The organism is Pseudarthrobacter defluvii (genome assembly GCF_030323865.1).
GTDB lineage: Bacteria > Actinomycetota > Actinomycetes > Actinomycetales > Micrococcaceae > Arthrobacter > Arthrobacter sedimenti.
In genome coordinates, this window is record NZ_CP066362.1 from 1431866 (window position 1) to 1447920 (window position 16055).

A 16055-nucleotide genomic window follows, 5' to 3' on the forward strand; every position below is an offset into this window, starting at 1 on the left:
AGGCGGAACCGATGAGCGGACGTCACAGCGGGCGTACCAGCCCGGGATTGCGTATCACTGCACTGCCTGGAACGGCAAGACTCCTTTTCCGGTTGGCCCCCCGCCAGCTCAACGACGAGATCGCCTTCGCCAAGATCGAACTCAAGCGCAAGGGCATCCAGGTGGGGGTGGCCGCCGCCTTCTTCGCGGTGGCGCTTCTCTTCCTGGCGTTCCTGGTGGTCGGCCTGATCGTGGCGGCAATCATGGGACTGGCCACCATCATGCCCGCCTGGCTGGCAGCCCTCCTGGTCTCCGCAGCCTTCCTGCTGATAGCCCTCATCGGCGGGCTGATTGGCCTCGCGAGGTTCAAGAAGGCCATGCCGCTGATGCCCGAGGAAACCATCCGTGGCATCAGGCACGATATCGGCGTTGCCCGGGAAGGCTCCGCCTTCAACCCCGCCATCCTGGACCCGGAGAGTCCCGAGGCGAAGGCTGCGAAGGCGGCCAAAGCCGAGGCCGCTGCCAAGGCAAAGGCCGAAAAGGAAGCAAAGGCCGCCCGCGAGCAGCAGGAGTTCCCGCACGCGTCCGAACCCGAGCTGGCACGCCGCCTGAGCCAGCGGAGGCACCACCTCACCGAAGTCCGCGACGACCTCGGTACCGAGCTGGACTTCAAAACCCAGGCCCGCTACCTGCTGGCCGCCGCACAAGTCAAGGCGCGCGAAGGCCAGGTGCTGGCGCAGCACGGCGTGGACGCAGCGGGCGAACGGTTCGCGGCGTTGTCCGGCTCCGCGGACCTGTCCAGGCGATGGAAGCCGCTGGCCGCCTTCGTCGCGGCAGGCACGGTCATGGTGGTCCTCCTGCGCAGGCTTTTCCGCGCCAACTAGCCTGCTGCTCCGCAAGCACTGCCCGGTACACATAAGCCGCGGTACACACATCAGCACTGAACATCGCGCTCCGGCGCAGCAGGAAGGAGAGGGGGACGGGTGAAGTTCATTGGTGCAGGCGCCCGCCCCGGCCGTCCCCAGGTGGACCATGACCGCGTGGCCACCATCCCCAACCTGCTCACCGTGGTGCGGTTCATGGGCGTTCCGCTTTTCATGTGGCTCGTCCTGGCCCAAAAGGAATACGGCGCCGGCGTGATCGTCCTGGCCGTCATGGCAGGCACGGACTGGATCGACGGCTACATTGCCCGGCGCTTCGACCAGGCCTCCAAGCTCGGCAGGGTCCTCGACCCCATCGCTGACCGGCTGGCTCTGCTGGCCGTGGCGTTTACCCTAGTGATTGCCGGCGTCGTGCATTGGCTCTACCTGGCCGCGCTTGTGGTGCCCGATGCCGTGTTGCTGGCCCTGACGCTCTCCTTCTTCCATGGCCACCCGGACCTCCCTGTCAGCGTGGTGGGCAAGGTGCGCACCGGGCTGCTGCTCCTGGGCACCCCGCTGCTGGTCCTCTCCCGCCTGGATACCGGCGTCTCGGACCAACTCCTTATCGCTGCCTGGGTGGTGTTGGGCCTGGGCCTGATCGGCCACTGGATTGCGGCCTACAACTACTTCTGGGCCATCCTGCGAAAGGGCAGGGAACTGAAACAGCACGACGGCGGGAACGGCTGATGGTGTGGCTTGCCGTCGGCCTGGCGGTGCTTGGTGCGTTCTGCCTCGCCCTGGGTGCCCAGCGCCAGGGCAGCGCCGTCAAAGCCGACACCGGCGGACTTGCCCTGAGTTCCAACGGCTTCCTGCGCCTGCTCCGCAATCCCCGGTGGATGTTCGGACTCCTGCTGCTCTGCACCGGGATGGCCATGAACGCCGTGGCTTTGGTGTCCGCACCGCTCACGGTGATCCAGCCCATCGGCGCCATCGCCCTGGTGATCACCACCGTGGTCAACGCCCGCGACCAGGACCTGACCATCAACCGCGCCACCGCCGTCTCCATCGGCGCCTGCGTCACCGGCTCGGCACTCTTTGTCCTCCTGGCGGTCAACGTCACGCAGGAAAGCCACCATGTCAGCCCCGAGGACGAGCTCACCATCGTCCTGCTGCTGGCCCTGGCTGTGGGGCTGTTCGGCACGCTGGCAGTGACGTTCAAGCACCGCATGAACGCCTTCATCTACATCCTGGGCGCCGGCATCCTCTTCGGCTTCGTGGCGGTCCTCACCCGGATCATCGGCAAACACCTCCTGGACCCCAACGGCCTCTTCCTGCTCAATGTCCAGTGGTACTCCGTGGTGGCCATCATTGCGGCCGGCGGCCTGGGCTCGTGGTTCGTGCAAAGCGCGTACTCCACGGGGCCGCCCGACCTGGTCATCGCCGGACTCACTGTGGTGGACCCGATGGTGGGCATTGCCATCGGCATCATCATCCTGGGCGAACTGCGTCCAGACGTCCATGCGGTCATGGCAATTGCGATGGGAACGGCTGCGTGCCTTGCTATCGTTGGGGTTATCGCCCTTTCCCGGCACCACCCGGAGGTCACCAAGCGCAAGAAGGATGCGCGGAAGGCCACCGGCAGGCCGTCCCACTAGCCCAGTTCCTTCCAGACCCAGCAAACCCACGAGGCCCGAGCCCCTGCGCCACCGGCCAACCGTGCTGTCAGTTCCATGCTGTCCGCACCGTGACCATCAGGAGTACTCCCATGACCACGCCAGCCGACCAGCGTCCCCTGACCATCCTCATTGCCGCCGACACCTATCCGCCGGACGTCAATGGTGCTGCCCAGTTCGGATACCGCCTGGCGAAGGGCATGACTGCCCGCGGCCACAACGTCCATGTCCTGGCCTCCCGCGACAGCAAGGGAAAGAGCTTCACCGAGTTCCGCGAGGAAGCAACCGTGCACCGGCTCCGCTCGCACAAGGCGTTCACCCATGAGAGCTTCCGCCTCTGCTTCCCTTGGGAAATCAAGAAGGAAATCAGCCTCCTCTTTGACCGCGTGAAGCCCGACGTCGTGCACATCCAGAGCCACTACATGATTGGCGAGCACGTGCTCTACGAAGCCGTGAAACGCGGCGTCCGGATCATCGCCACCAACCACTTCATGCCCGAAAACCTCAACCCCTTCCTGCCGTTCCCGCAGTGGTTCAAGGACATCATCGGGCGGGTCTCCTGGAAGGACATGGGCAAGGTCATGGGCCAGGCGGACGTGGTGACAACCCCCACGCCGCTTGCCGCCCGGGCCATGCACGAACACGCTTTCCTGCGGAAGGTGCTCCCGCTGTCCAACGGGATCGATTCCGCCGCCTACGAGCTGCAGCCCGGCGAGCACATCGAGCCGCATGCCCACCCCACCGTCCTGTTCGCCGGGCGGCTTGCGGAGGAAAAGCACGTGGACGTGCTCATCCAGGCCATCGGCAAGACGCCGCCGGAGCTGAACGTTCATCTGGAGATCGTGGGCGGGGGAGAGGTGCGCCCTGCCCTGGAGGACCTGGTACGGCGGCTGGGACTCACCAACCGGGTCAAATTCCTGGGCCTTGCCAGCGACGACGAACTGCGCACCGCCTATATCCGGGCGGACCTGTTCTGCATGCCCGGAACGGCTGAGCTGCAGTCCCTGGTCACCCTGGAAGCCATGTCCGCCTCCACCCCCGTGGTCCTGGCCGACGCCATGGCCCTGCCGCATCTGGTGCGCGACGGCGAGAACGGCTACCTTTTCACGCCCAACGACAGTGACGACCTCGCCAAGAAGATCACCCAGGTCCTGGAGCTTCCCAAGGACCAGCAGCAGGCCATGGGCCGGGCCAGCCGCCACATGGTGGAACCGCACAGCATCCAGGGAACGCTGCAGACCTTCGAGGACCTGTACCGCGGCGCCACGTACGAGGACAAGGTGGTCTGAACCCGTTCCCGGGTTTGCTAGAGTGTTTTTGCCCTGCTGGAGCGTGGTGTTCCACGACGTTTTCGCGGGGTTTGGGGGCTATAGCTCAGCTGGTTAGAGCGCGGGACTCATAATCCTAAGGTCCTCGGTTCAAGTCCGAGTAGCCCTACCGAACAGCCAGGAAGAACCGCGGCCGACAGTTTTCGTCGGCCGCGGTTCTTCTTGGTTAACCCGGGGCCCTGCGGTAAGTTACTGCCCAGTAACATTCCGTGTCCGGTTCCGCGGCACGGCCAGCGCTGATCACCAAAGAAGGTACCCATGGCAACCTCCGCAGCCGAGTCCCACGAGCTTCCCTACGCCGACGGCGACTTCTTCGCCTTCGAGCAGCTTCTGTCCGGCAAGGAACAGGACAGGCTTGCCGAGGTCCGCGATTTCCTGGCGCGCGAAGTCAAGCCCCTTGCGGTGGACTGCTGGAACCGGGGGGAGTTCCCCATGGACCTGGTGCCCAAGTGCGCCGACCTGGACCTGGTCAGCCCGGTCCGGCGGCAGGGATACTCCAACCTCTTCGCCGGCATACTGCACGCCGAGGTCACGCGCGCGGATGCCTCGATTGCCACCTTCCTGGGCGTGCACGACGGGCTCTTCACCGGATCCATCGAGCTGCTGGCATCCCAGGAGCAGAAGGACGAGTGGCTGCCGGACATCTACGCCTTGAAGAAGATCGGCGCCTTCGGCCTGACCGAGCCGCTGGGCGGCAGTGACGTGGCCGGCGGAACCCGCACCACGGCGCGCCGGGACGGCGGCAACTGGATCCTCAACGGGGCGAAGCGATGGATCGGCAACGCCACCTTCTCCGACTGGGTGGTCATCTATGCCCGCGACGTTGCCGACAACCAGGTCAAGGGCTTCCTGGTGGACACCAGGCTGGCTGGATTCAGCGCCACAAAGATCGAAAACAAGATCTCCCTGCGCACCGTCCAGAATGCCGACATCGTCCTCACGGACGTTGTAGTCCCGGACCACTTCAAACTGGCCAACGCCAACAGCTTCCGCGACGTCAACAAGGTACTCAAGGCCACCCGCCTGTCCGTTGCCTGGCAGGCCGTTGGGCTCCAGCTGGCCGCGTTCGACGTTGCCCGCCGCTATGCCGTGGAGCGGCACCAGTTCGGCCGGCCGCTTGCCTCCTTCCAGCTCATCCAAGACCAGCTGGTCCGGATCCTGGGCAATACCGTGAGCTCCATGGGCATGATGGTCCGCCTCTCCCAGCTGGAGGACGAAGGCACGGCCAAGGACGAACAGTCCGCCCTGGCCAAGGCTTTCGCCACGGGACGCATGCGGGACAGTGTGGCCCTGGGCCGCAGCATCCTGGGCGGCAACGGCATCGTGACCGACTATGAGATGGCCAAGATCTTCGCCGATGCCGAAGCCATCTACTCGTACGAGGGCACCGCCGAGATCAACACCCTGGTGACGGGCCGGGCCATCACCGGCATCTCAGCCATCGTCTAACCAGCTTCCTTCTACCCGGCCGCTTCCACCCGGCCTATGGCGGCCCGGGCAGTGGAAGCAGGATGGACGGGCGAAGGTCCAGGACGAACTGCAGGGGATTGACGTAGTCCTCTCCTTCCCGCACGCCCCAGTGCAAGCACTGCGCCGCGGGGCAGTGCCCAGGGATGGCTGTTCCGATCACCTGGCCGGCCGCGACGGTGGAACCCGCCACCAGAGTGCTGTCCACCGGTTCGAAACTGCTGCGCAGCCCGCCGCCATGGTCGATGGTGATCACGGGGCGGTCCACCACCACTCCCACGAAGCTGACCGTTCCGGCCGCCGGTGACACAACCTGTGATCCTGCCGCGAAATCCAGGTCCACGCCGCGGTGGCCGCTGAGCCAGGGCTTGGGTGGGGGATCGAAGCCCCGCAACACCCGCGGACGCGGTGACAGCGGCCAGCGCCAGGAAGGCCTGGCACCCACCCCGGCAGCCGCCGTCGTTCTTTCTTCCCGGGTAATGGTGGACGGGGTGCGGAAGGGCTGCCCGTCGGCCGCGGTGTACTGGAAGGCCGGACCGGGGGAGGCCACGGATGCCGGCAGCAGCAGGAGCGCGGCCAGGAGGACTGGTGGTTTCATCCCACCAGCCTGCCCGGCTCGGTGCGGGCCGGGCAGGGCCTGTTCCGGCTATGTGGACAACGCCTCCGGCGGGGTGCTTCCCTGTCCGGCGGCCGGGGGTGCCTGTAGTACACTTGATGGAGCAGTTTGCTGCGCCCTCAACGCTTCCCGTCCCAGTGCTCCACCCTCGCGGTGCATTGCCCTGTCCGGATTGCGTCGGCACATCTCATTCAGGAGTGTGGGGGAGCAGCGGCTGACTACGCGCATCCTGCCCTCCGGCGGGCGACGCCCCGGCGTTCGTCCATGGAGGACCGCACTTCCTGCGGTCAGGCTTTGTTCCTGATGGGAAGAACGGTGGATGCCAGGAGCACGGCCCAACCGGGCCACGCTAATCAACCGTCAACTATTGGCAGGGTAAGAAGCCTCCGGGTTTTCTCATGAATGACCTGCCGGAAAATAAGGAGCACCGGAATGCCCGTCGTAACCATGCGCCAGCTGCTTGACAGCGGCGTCCACTTTGGACACCAGACCCGCCGTTGGAACCCGAAGATGAAGCGCTTCATCTTCACCGAGCGCAACGGCATCTACATCATCGACCTGCAGCAGTCGCTGTCCTACATCGACCGCGCTTACGAGTTCGTCAAGGCCACTGTTGCCCACGGCGGCACCGTGCTCTTCGTCGGCACCAAGAAGCAGGCCCAGGAAGCAATTGCCGAGCAGGCAACCCGCGTGGGCCAGCCCTACGTCAACCAGCGCTGGCTCGGCGGTATGCTGACCAACTTCCAGACGGTCGCCAAGCGCATCCAGCGCATGAAGGAACTCGAAGAGATCGACTTCGACGACGTCGCCGGTTCCGCTTACACCAAGAAGGAACTGCTGCTCCTCAAGCGCGAGCTCACCAAGCTGGAGTCCAACCTGGGCGGTATCCGCAACCTGACCAAGGCACCCTCCGTGCTCTGGGTTGTCGACACCAAGAAGGAACACCTCGCCGTTGACGAGGCTAAGAAGCTGAACATCCCGGTTGTGGCCATCCTGGACACCAACTGCGATCCCGACGAAGTTGATTTCCCGATCCCGGGCAACGACGACGCCATCCGCTCCGTGAACCTCCTGACCCGCGTTGTTGCCGACGCCGTTGCCGAGGGCCTGATCGCCCGCAACAACCGCGGCACCGGCACCACCGAGGCTCCGGAAGAGCCGCTGGCCGAGTGGGAGCGCGAGCTCCTCGAAGGCAGCAAGGCAGAAGCCGCCGCCGCTCCGGCCGAGAACGCTGAAGCTCCGGCAGAGAACGCTGAAGCTCCGGCTGCCGCCGAGGCTCCCGCCGAAGACGCCAAGTAAGTCACTTAAATCCGGATTCTCCGCGCTGTCCGCAGCCGGAGCCGCTGACAGGATGGCAGCCCACCCCCGTGGGCTGCCGTCCTGTCGGTCCGTACACCACCACACATTTCTAGACAGAGGGGTTCACATGGCGAACTACACTGCCGCGGACATCAAGGCCCTGCGCGAGCGCACCGGCGCCGGCATGATGGACGTCAAGAAGGCTCTTGACGAAGCCAACGGTGACGCCGAGAAGGCCATCGAGATCATCCGCATCAAGGGCCTCAAGGGCGCTACCAAGCGTGAAGGCCGCTCCACCGCTGAAGGCCTCGTGGCCGCAAAGGTGAGCAATGGCGTCGGCGTCATGATCGAGGTCAACTGCGAGACCGACTTCGTTGCCAAGGCTGACAAGTTCATCCAGCTGGCCGACAAGGTCCTGGCCGTAGCTGTCGAGTCCGGCGCTGCCGACCTTGACACCCTGCTGGCCACCGACGTTGACGGCAAGCCGCTCTCCGAGGTCGTCGTCGAAGAGGGCGCCATCCTGGGCGAGAAGGTTGTTGTCCGCCGCATCTCCCGCGTTGAGGGTGCCACGGTTGACGCTTACCTGCACAAGACCTCCAAGGACCTCCCGGCCCAGGTTGGCGTGCTGTTCGCAGTCGACGGTCAAGGCGAAGCCGCTGCCACCGCCGCCCACGACGTCGCCGTGCACATCGCCGCCATGGCTCCGAACTACCTCACCCGCGAGGACGTTCCGGCCGAGCTCGTTGAGTCCGAGCGCCGCATCGCCGAAGAGACCGCCAAGGCCGAGGGCAAGCCCGAAGCCGCCCTCACCAAGATTGTGGAAGGCCGCGTGACGGGCTTCTACAAGGGTGAGGTCCTGGTTGACCAGGCATTCGCCAAGGACGCCAAGAAGTCCGTGGCACAGGTCCTCGAAGAGGCCGGTGTCAAGGGAACCGCGTTCACGCGCTTCCGCGTCGGCTCCTAGTCGAAACTGCAAGGGGTGGCCACTTCGGTGGCCGCCCCTTTTGCATGCGCCCAAACCACTGGAAGTCCAGTCCATGTGGAGCGCAGCCGGTTCCGGCCACCGGATCCGGCAGGATACCCTTTTTTCAGAGTCATCAACGGGAAGGCATCATGGAAGCCGTCAACACTGTCACGCATTCAGAGAAGAGCCGGCGGCGCGTCCTCCTGAAGCTCTCCGGCGAGGTCTTCGGCGGCGGAAAACTGGGTGTCGACCCCGAAACCGTCCGCGACGTTGCCAAACAGATCGCAGCCGCTGTCCCGCAGGTGGAAGTGGCCATCGTGGTGGGCGGCGGCAACTTCTTCCGCGGCGCCGAACTTTCCCAGAGCGGCATGGACCGCTCCCGGGCCGACTACATGGGCATGCTGGGTACGGTCATGAACTGCCTGGCCCTGCAGGACTTCCTGGAGCAGGCAGGCGTTGAAACCCGCGTGCAGAGCGCCATCACCATGGGACAGGTGGCCGAGGCCTACATTCCGCGCCGCGCCATCCGGCACATGGAAAAGGGCCGTGTGGTCATCTTCGGCGCCGGCGCCGGCCTGCCATACTTCTCCACGGACACGGTTGCCGCCCAGCGCGCCCTGGAAGTGCATGCCGACGTGGTCCTCATGGCCAAGAGCGGAGTGGACGCCGTCTACACCGCAGATCCCAAGAAGGACCCCACCGCGGAGCGCCTGGAAACCCTCAGCTACGACGACGCCCTGCGCCGCGACATCCGCGTCATGGACCAGACCGCCATGACCATGTGCAAGGACAATAACCTTTCCATGGTGGTCTTTGGCATGGAGGGTGAAGGCAATGTCACCCGCGCCATCCTTGGCGAAAAGCTGGGCACCCTGGTCACCGCCTAGCTGCGGCTAGGATGATTTCAGGACAGTTCCGTCCCCGCCCCTCCCGGCGGGGACGGAAAACAGCAACCAAGAACCACGTGCGTGCAGATAACCGGCGCCCCGGACCGCACCAGAACCGTCAGGAGAGACCGTGATCGAAGAAACCTTGCTCGAAGCCGAAGAAAAGATGGACAAGGCGGTTGAGGTAGCCAAGGAAGACTTCGCTTCCGTCCGCACCGGCCGCGCCAACCCCGGCCTGTACAACAAGGTCCTGGTGGACTACTACGGTTCGCCCACGCCGCTGCAGCAGCTGGCTTCCTTTGCCATCCCGGACGCCCGGACCATCCTGATCACCCCGTTCGACAAGTCCGCCATGCGGGACATCGAGCGTGCCCTGAGCGATTCCGAGGTCGGCGCCAACCCGTCCAACGACGGCAACGTCATCAGGATCACCATTCCCGAGCTGACCAAGGAACGCCGCAAGGAATACGTCAAGATCGTCAAGACCAAGGGCGAGGACGCCAAGATCTCCATCCGCAACATCCGCCGCAAGGCCAAGGAGACGCTGGACCGCCTGGTCAAGGACGGGGAAGCCGGCGAGGACGAGGGCAACCGCGCCGAGAAGGAACTGGACAGCCTCACCAAGGCCCACGTGGACGGCATCGACGAGCTGCTCAAGCGCAAGGAAGCAGAGCTGCTCGAAGTCTGATGGGCCAGGCAGATCAGGCCCCCACACCCAGGGCGCGCACACGGGGGAAGCAGCCCAGGAGCAACCCGACACCAAAGGCCGGGCGCAACCTGCCCGCCGCCGTCGTGGTGGGGCTGGCCATGCTCATCGCCGTCCTGGGCGGGCTGCTGTTCCTCCCGCTGGTTTTCGTCGCCATCGTCACGGCCTTCGCTGTGTTCGGCGTGTGGGAGATCTACCGGGCGCTGGAGGCCAACGGTACAAGGATGCCCATTGTTCCGGTCATGACCGGAACCCTGGCCATGCCGTTCGCCGCCTACTTCGGCGGGATCGAGAGCCAGCTCTTTGCCCTCCTGCTCAGCGCCGTAGCGGTCCTGGTGTGGAGGTCCATCGAAAGTGCGGCCGGATCCGCGAACAGTATCTTCGCCGGCGTCTTCACCCTGGGCTGGGTGCCGTTCTTCATCAGCTTCGCAGCACTGCCGCTGCATGCCGCCGGCACGACACCGCTGGGACTCTGGCCGGGCGGCCTGGCCCCCATCGGAGCGTGGGAGATTGCGGTGATGCTGCTGCTGGTGGTCTCCAACGACACCTTCGGCTACCTGGTGGGCGCGTCGATCGGCAAGCACCCCATGGCGCCAAAGATCAGCCCGAAGAAGTCCTGGGAAGGATTCGCGGGATCGGTGGCGGGGGCCATGCTGATCGGCATCCTCGCAGCCCTTTTCGTGCTGGACAAGCCGTGGTGGGTCGGCGCCGTGCTGGCCGTGGGAACGGTGGCAGCCTCCACTGCCGGCGACCTCGCTGAATCCATGGTCAAACGTGAGTTGGGCGTCAAGGACATGAGCAGCATCCTGCCCGGACATGGAGGCGTGATGGACCGGCTGGACTCCATCGTGTTCGCCGCGCCTGTGGCCTTCATCCTGTACGGACTTGTGGCCGGCGCCTAGGCCCCTCAAGCCAGCGCACCCGGGCACTGATACAAACAGGGTCCGGACGGGCTTACCAGGCCCGGCACCCTAAACTGGTGCGGAAGCACTACGGCTGAAGAGCATTGAAGGAATCGAAGTGGCATTGGACATTCATCGGCAGATCCCTGCGTCCTTTGAGCGCGTGCAGCGCACCGAGTACGGCTACAACGCCAAGCAGGTGGACCAGTTCCTGCAGCGGGCGCGGGTTTCCCTGGAAACGCCTGAAGCTGCAACCGAGCCGGTCAACAGCTCCGACGTGCGGGCAGTGTCCTTCGATCCCGTCAAGGGCGGCTACTCGGCTGCCGTGGTGGACGCAGCGCTGGACCGGCTCGAGGACGCCTTCGCCCGCCGGGAGCGGGACGAATTGATCGCAGCGCAGGGCGAGGAAGCCTGGCTGCGCGAAATCGGAAACCTGTCCGGCATCCTCCGGGGACGGCTTCACCGGCCGGACGGCGACCGCTTCCGCCGGCCCAGCAAGAAGAAGGGGCGCAGCTACAACACGGACGACGTCGACCGGCTGTGCCATGAGCTCATCGCCTACCTTGAGCAGGACAAGCCGCTGAGCGTGGACAGTGTGCGGCGCGCAGTCTTCCGTCCTGCCGTGGGCCAGGAGGGATACGAGGAATCCCAGGTGGACGCCTTCCTGGACCGCGTAGTCGAGCTGATGGCAGCCATCGACTGACCTGCCCCTGCCGGAGGCCCTGCACCCGAGCGCTAGTCCCCGGACGGCGGCGTGGGGGACAAGGGCGTAAAACGGCGCCACACATCGCGGTAGCTCCGGTACCCGCGGACCGCGGAGGCAGCCAGGAACGCGGCCCCGCACACTGCACCCGTCACTGCGGCCGGTGCCGTACCGGCGCCTGCCAGTGTCACCAGCAGGCCCGCCAGGATGGCAATCAAGGCAGCGTTCGCCGTCGTCATGAAGATCATGCTGCTGCCCGCCACATGGCTGAAGCTGCCGCGGTTGCCGAAGAAGTAGTAGGTCTGCACGGAGCCGGCCTCGTCGTCGTGGTGTGACGCCATCAAGTACGGAGCCACACCCGGATCGAGGTCCACGTAGGCGGCGCGCAGCCTGTTCATGGCCGTGACGTACATGAGGTCCTCGTGGGCCACGTTGTTTACCCGGAGCTGGGTCAGGAGCCCGACCGCCGCGTCGATGAACAACACCACCACTGCCAGCAGGACGAACGCATCCGAGAATCCGGTTGCCTGGCCCACCAGCGCCACACTGACCACGCTGGCAGAGGTGAAGGTGAGGAACATGCTGATGCGGGTCAGCACCTCCGCCTGTGCCGTGCTGCGGGACGCCAGAAGGCCCCAGTGTTCCGTAGCGAGCAGCTGTGCCCGCACGGAGGCCGGGACCCCGCCGTGCTGGTGGGACGCGCCGTCCTCGATGGACATGGCGCTATTGTCCTCCCGATCACCGTTCGGTTGCCAGTGGCCGTTCCGGAGTGTGCAGCCGGGTCATGACCCTTGGCATGGTGGCCGGGATCCGGCTGGCAGTGGCCCGTGACACGATGACCATCACGGCGAACGCGGCGGGAACGCTCCAGGCCGCGGGCTGAGCCAGCCAGGCCGGCGTGGGACCCGAGCCGGGGAGGGCCCCGGCGATCATGGCCCCGCCGCAAAGCACTCCGCCGGTCACCATTCCGGCAATGGCACCGGCATCGGTCAGGCCGCGCCACCAGATGCCCAGCAGCAGGACCGGGCACACGGTGGAGGCAGTGAAGGCGAAGACCAGGCCGACGCTGCCTGCCAGTGCCAGGGAACCCGTCATGAAGGCAAAGCCAAGGGGGACGACGGCGGACACGACGGCCGCGAGCCGGAAGCCCCGGACGCTGCCGCCCAGGACGTCCTGGCTGATGACGCCGGCCAGGGACACCACCAGGCCTGACGTAGTGGACAGGAAGGCCGCGAACGCCCCGGCCACCACCAGGGCGGTGAGCAGGTCGCCGGCCACCCCGCCGACGAGTTCGCCCGGCAGCCGCAGGACCATGGCGTCCGGCTGGCCGGACCGGGCAAGATCAGGGGCGAACATGCGGGCCACCAGGCCGTACGCGCTGGGGAAGAGGTAGAACACGGACAGCAGGCCCAGGACGATCAGCGTGGTGCGCCGCGCTGAGTGCCCGTCCGGGTTCGTGTAGAAACGCACCAGCACGTGCGGCAGGCCTAGGGTGCCGAACAGCAGCGCCACCAGCAGGGACACGTTCTGGTAGGGCCCGGCCGGCGCCAGGTCCGTGGGGTTGACAGCCGGCGCGGATTGCGGCTCCACGCCGGTCCCGGCCAGCACGAAGATGATGAACAGGATGGGTACGGCCAGGGCCGTCAGCTTGAGCCAGTACTGGAATGCCTGGACAAAGGTGATGGAGCGCATTCCGCCCGCCACCACCGTCAGGCACACCACCACCACGACAGCCACGGAGCCCACCCAGGACGGCAGGCCGGTGGCGATATGGATGGTCAGTGCGGCGCCGTGGAGCTGAGGCACGATGTACAGCCACCCCACCATCACCACCACGAGGCTGGTGACCCGGCGGACCGTGCGGGAAGCGAGCCGGGATTCGGTGAAGTCGGGGATGGTGTAGGCCCCCGACCGGCGCAGCGGAGCGGCGACGAAGAGCAGCAGCATCAGGTACCCGGCCGTGTAGCCCACGGGGAACCAGAGCGCGTCGGTGCCGGACAGCAGGATGAGTCCGGCCACACCCAGGAAGCTGGCCGCGGACAGGTACTCACCGCCGATCGCCGATGCATTCCACCAGGGCCGGACGGTCCGCGAGGCAACGTAGAAGTCCCCCGTGGTGCGCGAAATCCGCAGCCCATAGAACCCGATGATGGCGGTGGCGAGGGACACCACGGTGACGGCAGTGATGGCGACGCCGGCATTCACCCCTGCATCACTGTTCCCCTGCCAGGTCCCGGTACCGTGCCTCGTTGCGGGCCGCCGTCCTGACGTACAGCCACGCGCTCAGCCCGATCACCGGGTAGATTCCGGCGCCCAGGAGCAGCCAGCCAAAGGGGATGCCGGCGATGCGGGCGTCGGCGAGGCCGGGCACCACCACCAGGATCAGCGGGAACGCGGCAAGGATCAGCAGGAAGCCACCCGCCACCACCAGGGCCAGCCGCAGCTGGGACCGGATCAGCGAGCGGACGAACACCTGTCCGACGTCGGACTCCTGCGCCGCTTCGCGCGATTCCAGGGGCTTCGCTGCGCCGCGCACCGGAATGAGCGGCGCAGCGTGCGGGGCCGTGACCCGGACCCGGGTCATGCGTGCGGCCTGATGCGGGTGGCCTCCAGCTTCTCCCGCACGATGGGCAGGTGCCGGCGGCTGATGGGCAGGCCGGCGCCGGCCACCGTCACGCGCGGCCCGTCGGCCGCCAGCTTCATGGAGGAAACATGTTTCAGGGCCACCAGGTAGGAGCGGTGGGTGCGGATGAAACCGGCATCGGCCCATTGCTGTTCCAGGTCGGCCAGCGGCACCCGGATGAGGTAGCTCGCGTCGGCGGTGTGCAGCCGCGCATAGTCCCCCTGGGCCTGGACGTAAGTGACATCGTCGCGGCGGATCATCCTGGTGGTCCCGCCCTGGTCCACGGTGATCATCTCCGGTGCCGCCCCGCCGTCGCGCAGTTCACTGATCCGCCCCACGGAACGGGCCAGGCGCTCGGAGCGCACAGGCTTGAGCAGGTAGTCCACGGCGGCGAGCTCGAAGGCGGCCAGGGCGTGGTCCTCGTCGGCGGTGACAAAGACGACGGCGGGCGGGTTGCTGCTCCGGGCGATGGCGCCGGCAATCTCCAGGCCGGACACGGCGGGCATGTGGATGTCCAGGAAGACAGCGTCGATGCCGCCGGCGGACAGGGCTGTAAGTGCCTCCGCGCCGGACGTGGCCCGCAGCACCTTTCCGATGCGTTCGTCCCTGCCCAGCAGGAACGCCAGTTCCTCAACGGCGGGCAGCTCATCATCAACGACGAGGACGTTAATCATTCTCCTAGGGTACTTCCAGGGGGAGGCCGGCCTTATGCATCATGCCCGGGCTGGGACTTGGGCACCCGCATGGTGATCAGCGTTCCCTCGCCCGGCGCCGTTTCCACCACCAGCCCGTGGTCGTTGCCGTACACCTGGCGCAGGCGGGCATCCACGTTCCGCAGTCCCACGTGGTCCCCGTCGGTGTGGCCCGCCAGGACCGACCGGAGCTGCTCCGGATCCATCCCCACGCCGTCGTCCTCGATGGTTACCTCAGCGAAGGCACCCGCATCCTCCGCCGTGATGCTGATGTGGCCGGGCCCCGCCTTGGCTTCAAGCCCATGCCGGACGGCGTTTTCCACCAGCGGCTGGAGGCTGAGGAAGGGGATGACGGTGCTGAGGACTTCGGGTGCCACCCGCAGGCTGACCTGGACCCGGTCGCCAAACCTGGCCCGCTCCAGGAGCAGGTAACGGTCGATGCAGCGCAGCTCCTCGGCAAGCGTGGTGAAGTCGCCGTGCCGCCGGAACGAATAGCGGGTGAAGTCCGCAAACTCCACCACCAGCTCCCGGGCCCGCTCCGGGTCCGTGTTGATGAAGGACGCGATGGCGTTGAGGGAGTTGTAGATGAAGTGCGGGCTGATCTGGGCGCGCAGTGCCCGGACCTCCGCTTCCATGAGCAGCGTGCGGGAAGCGTCCAGTTCGGCCAGTTCCACCTGGACGGCCACCCAGTCCGCCACTTCCCCCGTCGCCCTGACCAGGCCTGCCCCAGCTGAAGGCGCGAAGGCGGCCACGGCACCCACCACCCGGGTGCCCGCCCGGACGGGGGCGATGACGCCGGCGAGGTGGCCGCCGGTTCCTTCCCCTCCAGCGGGGAGTACGGCTGTCCGGCCCGAAGCCAGGACCTCCGCGGCGAGTTCCATGAGGCGCGGCCTGATGTCCTCGCCGCCGCCGTCCCAGGCCAGCACGCCCGAGGTGTCCGTGATCGCCAGGGCGTCGCAGGCAAGCAGGGCGCGTAGCTGGCGGCTGGCCTTGGCGGCTCCGGCGGGGTTCAGGCCGCGCCGCAGGTGCTGCCCGGCCTGGGAGGCTGCATGGAGCGTGTGGTAGGTGGCGCGTTCGGCATCAGTGCCCAGCTCGCGGAAGGAACGGAGCACCTTGAGGCCCACGCCGACGACGACGGCAATGGCCATGGCGATCACCGCCACTGCCGCGGCGGTGAGGAGGGGGGAGTCCGGCATGGTGCCCAGCGTAGCGGCGGGTGCCGTTTGCCGCAGCATCGCGACCGTTGAGCGACGGTGGGGGATGATGTGCTGGAACACGGGCGGGACCGGACGGCAAAGTGATTGGTGTCACATCTGCGGTGCCCCTGCGTGATCAGGGCCTGCCGCCCGGTGTGTT

17 protein-coding genes and 1 tRNA gene are annotated in these 16055 nt (G+C 66.5%); 12 read left to right on the plus strand and 6 right to left on the minus strand.

Annotated elements, in window-relative coordinates; all coding sequences use genetic code 11:
• Positions 1-11 precede the first annotated feature (11 nt).
• From JCQ34_RS06560 to JCQ34_RS06585, 6 genes are all read left to right on the plus strand, one after another.
• Positions 12-863, plus strand: a complete 852-nt coding sequence (locus tag JCQ34_RS06560) for a phage holin family protein (RefSeq protein ID WP_286403039.1) — start codon at positions 12-14, stop codon at positions 861-863.
• Between the two features lie 99 nt (positions 864-962).
• Positions 963-1586: a CDP-alcohol phosphatidyltransferase family protein gene (locus tag JCQ34_RS06565; RefSeq protein WP_286403040.1), complete on the plus strand. Its 624-nt coding sequence runs from the start codon at positions 963-965 to the stop codon at positions 1584-1586.
• Entirely contained in the window at positions 1586-2494 is a 909-nt protein-coding gene (locus JCQ34_RS06570; protein ID WP_286403042.1) for a DMT family transporter, read from the plus strand. The genes JCQ34_RS06565 and JCQ34_RS06570 overlap by 1 nt, the downstream gene beginning before the upstream one ends.
• Positions 2495-2604: 110 nt before the next feature.
• A complete protein-coding gene (locus tag JCQ34_RS06575) occupies positions 2605-3801 on the plus strand; it encodes a glycosyltransferase (RefSeq protein WP_286403044.1) in 1197 nt (398 codons plus the stop codon).
• A 74-nt stretch (positions 3802-3875) separates the two neighbouring features.
• Positions 3876-3949, plus strand: a tRNA-Ile gene (locus JCQ34_RS06580).
• Between the two features lie 149 nt (positions 3950-4098).
• Positions 4099-5289, plus strand: a complete 1191-nt coding sequence (locus JCQ34_RS06585; protein WP_286403046.1) for an acyl-CoA dehydrogenase family protein — start codon at positions 4099-4101, stop codon at positions 5287-5289.
• 34 nt (positions 5290-5323) lie between these two features.
• Here the strand turns inward: JCQ34_RS06585 and JCQ34_RS06590 are convergent, their stop codons facing one another.
• Positions 5324-5905, minus strand: coding sequence for a murein hydrolase activator EnvC family protein (locus JCQ34_RS06590; RefSeq protein ID WP_286403047.1), 582 nt, complete (start codon positions 5903-5905; stop codon positions 5324-5326).
• A gap of 450 nt (positions 5906-6355) precedes the next feature.
• Between JCQ34_RS06590 and rpsB the strand changes: the two genes are divergently transcribed.
• The 6 genes from rpsB to JCQ34_RS06620 all read left to right on the plus strand — a co-directional run bounded on the left by rpsB (position 6356) and on the right by JCQ34_RS06620 (position 11384).
• A complete protein-coding gene (gene rpsB, locus JCQ34_RS06595; RefSeq protein WP_286403049.1) occupies positions 6356-7222 on the plus strand; it encodes a 30S ribosomal protein S2 in 867 nt (288 codons plus the stop codon).
• A gap of 127 nt (positions 7223-7349) precedes the next feature.
• The gene (gene tsf / locus JCQ34_RS06600) at positions 7350-8186 is read left to right on the plus strand and encodes a translation elongation factor Ts (protein WP_286403051.1); all 837 of its coding nucleotides are present in this window, start codon (positions 7350-7352) and stop codon (positions 8184-8186) included.
• Between the two features lie 149 nt (positions 8187-8335).
• Positions 8336-9073, plus strand: coding sequence for a UMP kinase (gene pyrH, locus JCQ34_RS06605; protein ID WP_043452869.1), 738 nt, complete (start codon positions 8336-8338; stop codon positions 9071-9073).
• A gap of 130 nt (positions 9074-9203) precedes the next feature.
• Positions 9204-9761, plus strand: a complete 558-nt coding sequence (frr, locus tag JCQ34_RS06610; RefSeq protein ID WP_043452867.1) for a ribosome recycling factor — start codon at positions 9204-9206, stop codon at positions 9759-9761.
• Positions 9761-10681, plus strand: coding sequence for a phosphatidate cytidylyltransferase (locus JCQ34_RS06615; protein WP_286403054.1), 921 nt, complete (start codon positions 9761-9763; stop codon positions 10679-10681). The genes frr and JCQ34_RS06615 overlap by 1 nt, the downstream gene beginning before the upstream one ends.
• 118 nt (positions 10682-10799) lie before the next feature.
• Complete coding sequence (locus JCQ34_RS06620) at positions 10800-11384, plus strand: DivIVA domain-containing protein (protein ID WP_286403055.1); 585 nt, start codon at positions 10800-10802, stop codon at positions 11382-11384.
• 32 nt (positions 11385-11416) lie between these two features.
• Here the strand turns inward: JCQ34_RS06620 and JCQ34_RS06625 are convergent, their stop codons facing one another.
• The 5 genes from JCQ34_RS06625 to JCQ34_RS06645 are packed head-to-tail and all read right to left on the minus strand — an operon-like array spanning position 11417 to position 15895.
• Positions 11417-12103 (minus strand): hypothetical protein, encoded by a 687-nt coding sequence (locus JCQ34_RS06625; protein ID WP_286403056.1) that lies wholly within the window; start codon positions 12101-12103, stop codon positions 11417-11419.
• A gap of 19 nt (positions 12104-12122) precedes the next feature.
• Entirely contained in the window at positions 12123-13589 is a 1467-nt protein-coding gene (locus JCQ34_RS06630; protein ID WP_286403058.1) for a cation acetate symporter, read from the minus strand.
• A 7-nt stretch (positions 13590-13596) separates the two neighbouring features.
• Positions 13597-13968, minus strand: a complete 372-nt coding sequence (locus JCQ34_RS06635; RefSeq protein WP_286403060.1) for a hypothetical protein — start codon at positions 13966-13968, stop codon at positions 13597-13599.
• Positions 13965-14681, minus strand: a complete 717-nt coding sequence (locus JCQ34_RS06640; RefSeq protein ID WP_286403061.1) for a LytR/AlgR family response regulator transcription factor — start codon at positions 14679-14681, stop codon at positions 13965-13967. The genes JCQ34_RS06635 and JCQ34_RS06640 overlap by 4 nt, the downstream gene beginning before the upstream one ends.
• A gap of 32 nt (positions 14682-14713) precedes the next feature.
• Positions 14714-15895 (minus strand): sensor histidine kinase, encoded by a 1182-nt coding sequence (locus JCQ34_RS06645; RefSeq protein WP_286403063.1) that lies wholly within the window; start codon positions 15893-15895, stop codon positions 14714-14716.
• Positions 15896-16055 lie beyond the last annotated feature (160 nt).

Coding starts and splice junctions, on each gene's coding strand:
- JCQ34_RS06560 (WP_286403039.1), top strand. CDS start 12: ATGAGCGGACGTCACAGCGGGCGTACCAGCCCGGGATTGCGTATCACT.
- JCQ34_RS06570 (WP_286403042.1), top strand. CDS start 1,586: ATGGTGTGGCTTGCCGTCGGCCTGGCGGTGCTTGGTGCGTTCTGCCTC.
- JCQ34_RS06575 (WP_286403044.1), top strand. CDS start 2,605: ATGACCACGCCAGCCGACCAGCGTCCCCTGACCATCCTCATTGCCGCC.
- JCQ34_RS06585 (WP_286403046.1), top strand. CDS start 4,099: ATGGCAACCTCCGCAGCCGAGTCCCACGAGCTTCCCTACGCCGACGGC.
- JCQ34_RS06590 (WP_286403047.1), bottom strand. CDS start 5,905: ATGAAACCACCAGTCCTCCTGGCCGCGCTCCTGCTGCTGCCGGCATCC.
- rpsB (WP_286403049.1), top strand. CDS start 6,356: ATGCCCGTCGTAACCATGCGCCAGCTGCTTGACAGCGGCGTCCACTTT.
- tsf (WP_286403051.1), top strand. CDS start 7,350: ATGGCGAACTACACTGCCGCGGACATCAAGGCCCTGCGCGAGCGCACC.
- pyrH (WP_043452869.1), top strand. CDS start 8,336: ATGGAAGCCGTCAACACTGTCACGCATTCAGAGAAGAGCCGGCGGCGC.
- JCQ34_RS06615 (WP_286403054.1), top strand. CDS start 9,761: ATGGGCCAGGCAGATCAGGCCCCCACACCCAGGGCGCGCACACGGGGG.
- JCQ34_RS06625 (WP_286403056.1), bottom strand. CDS start 12,103: ATGTCCATCGAGGACGGCGCGTCCCACCAGCACGGCGGGGTCCCGGCC.
- JCQ34_RS06635 (WP_286403060.1), bottom strand. CDS start 13,968: ATGACCCGGGTCCGGGTCACGGCCCCGCACGCTGCGCCGCTCATTCCG.
- JCQ34_RS06640 (WP_286403061.1), bottom strand. CDS start 14,681: ATGATTAACGTCCTCGTCGTTGATGATGAGCTGCCCGCCGTTGAGGAA.
- JCQ34_RS06645 (WP_286403063.1), bottom strand. CDS start 15,895: ATGCCGGACTCCCCCCTCCTCACCGCCGCGGCAGTGGCGGTGATCGCC.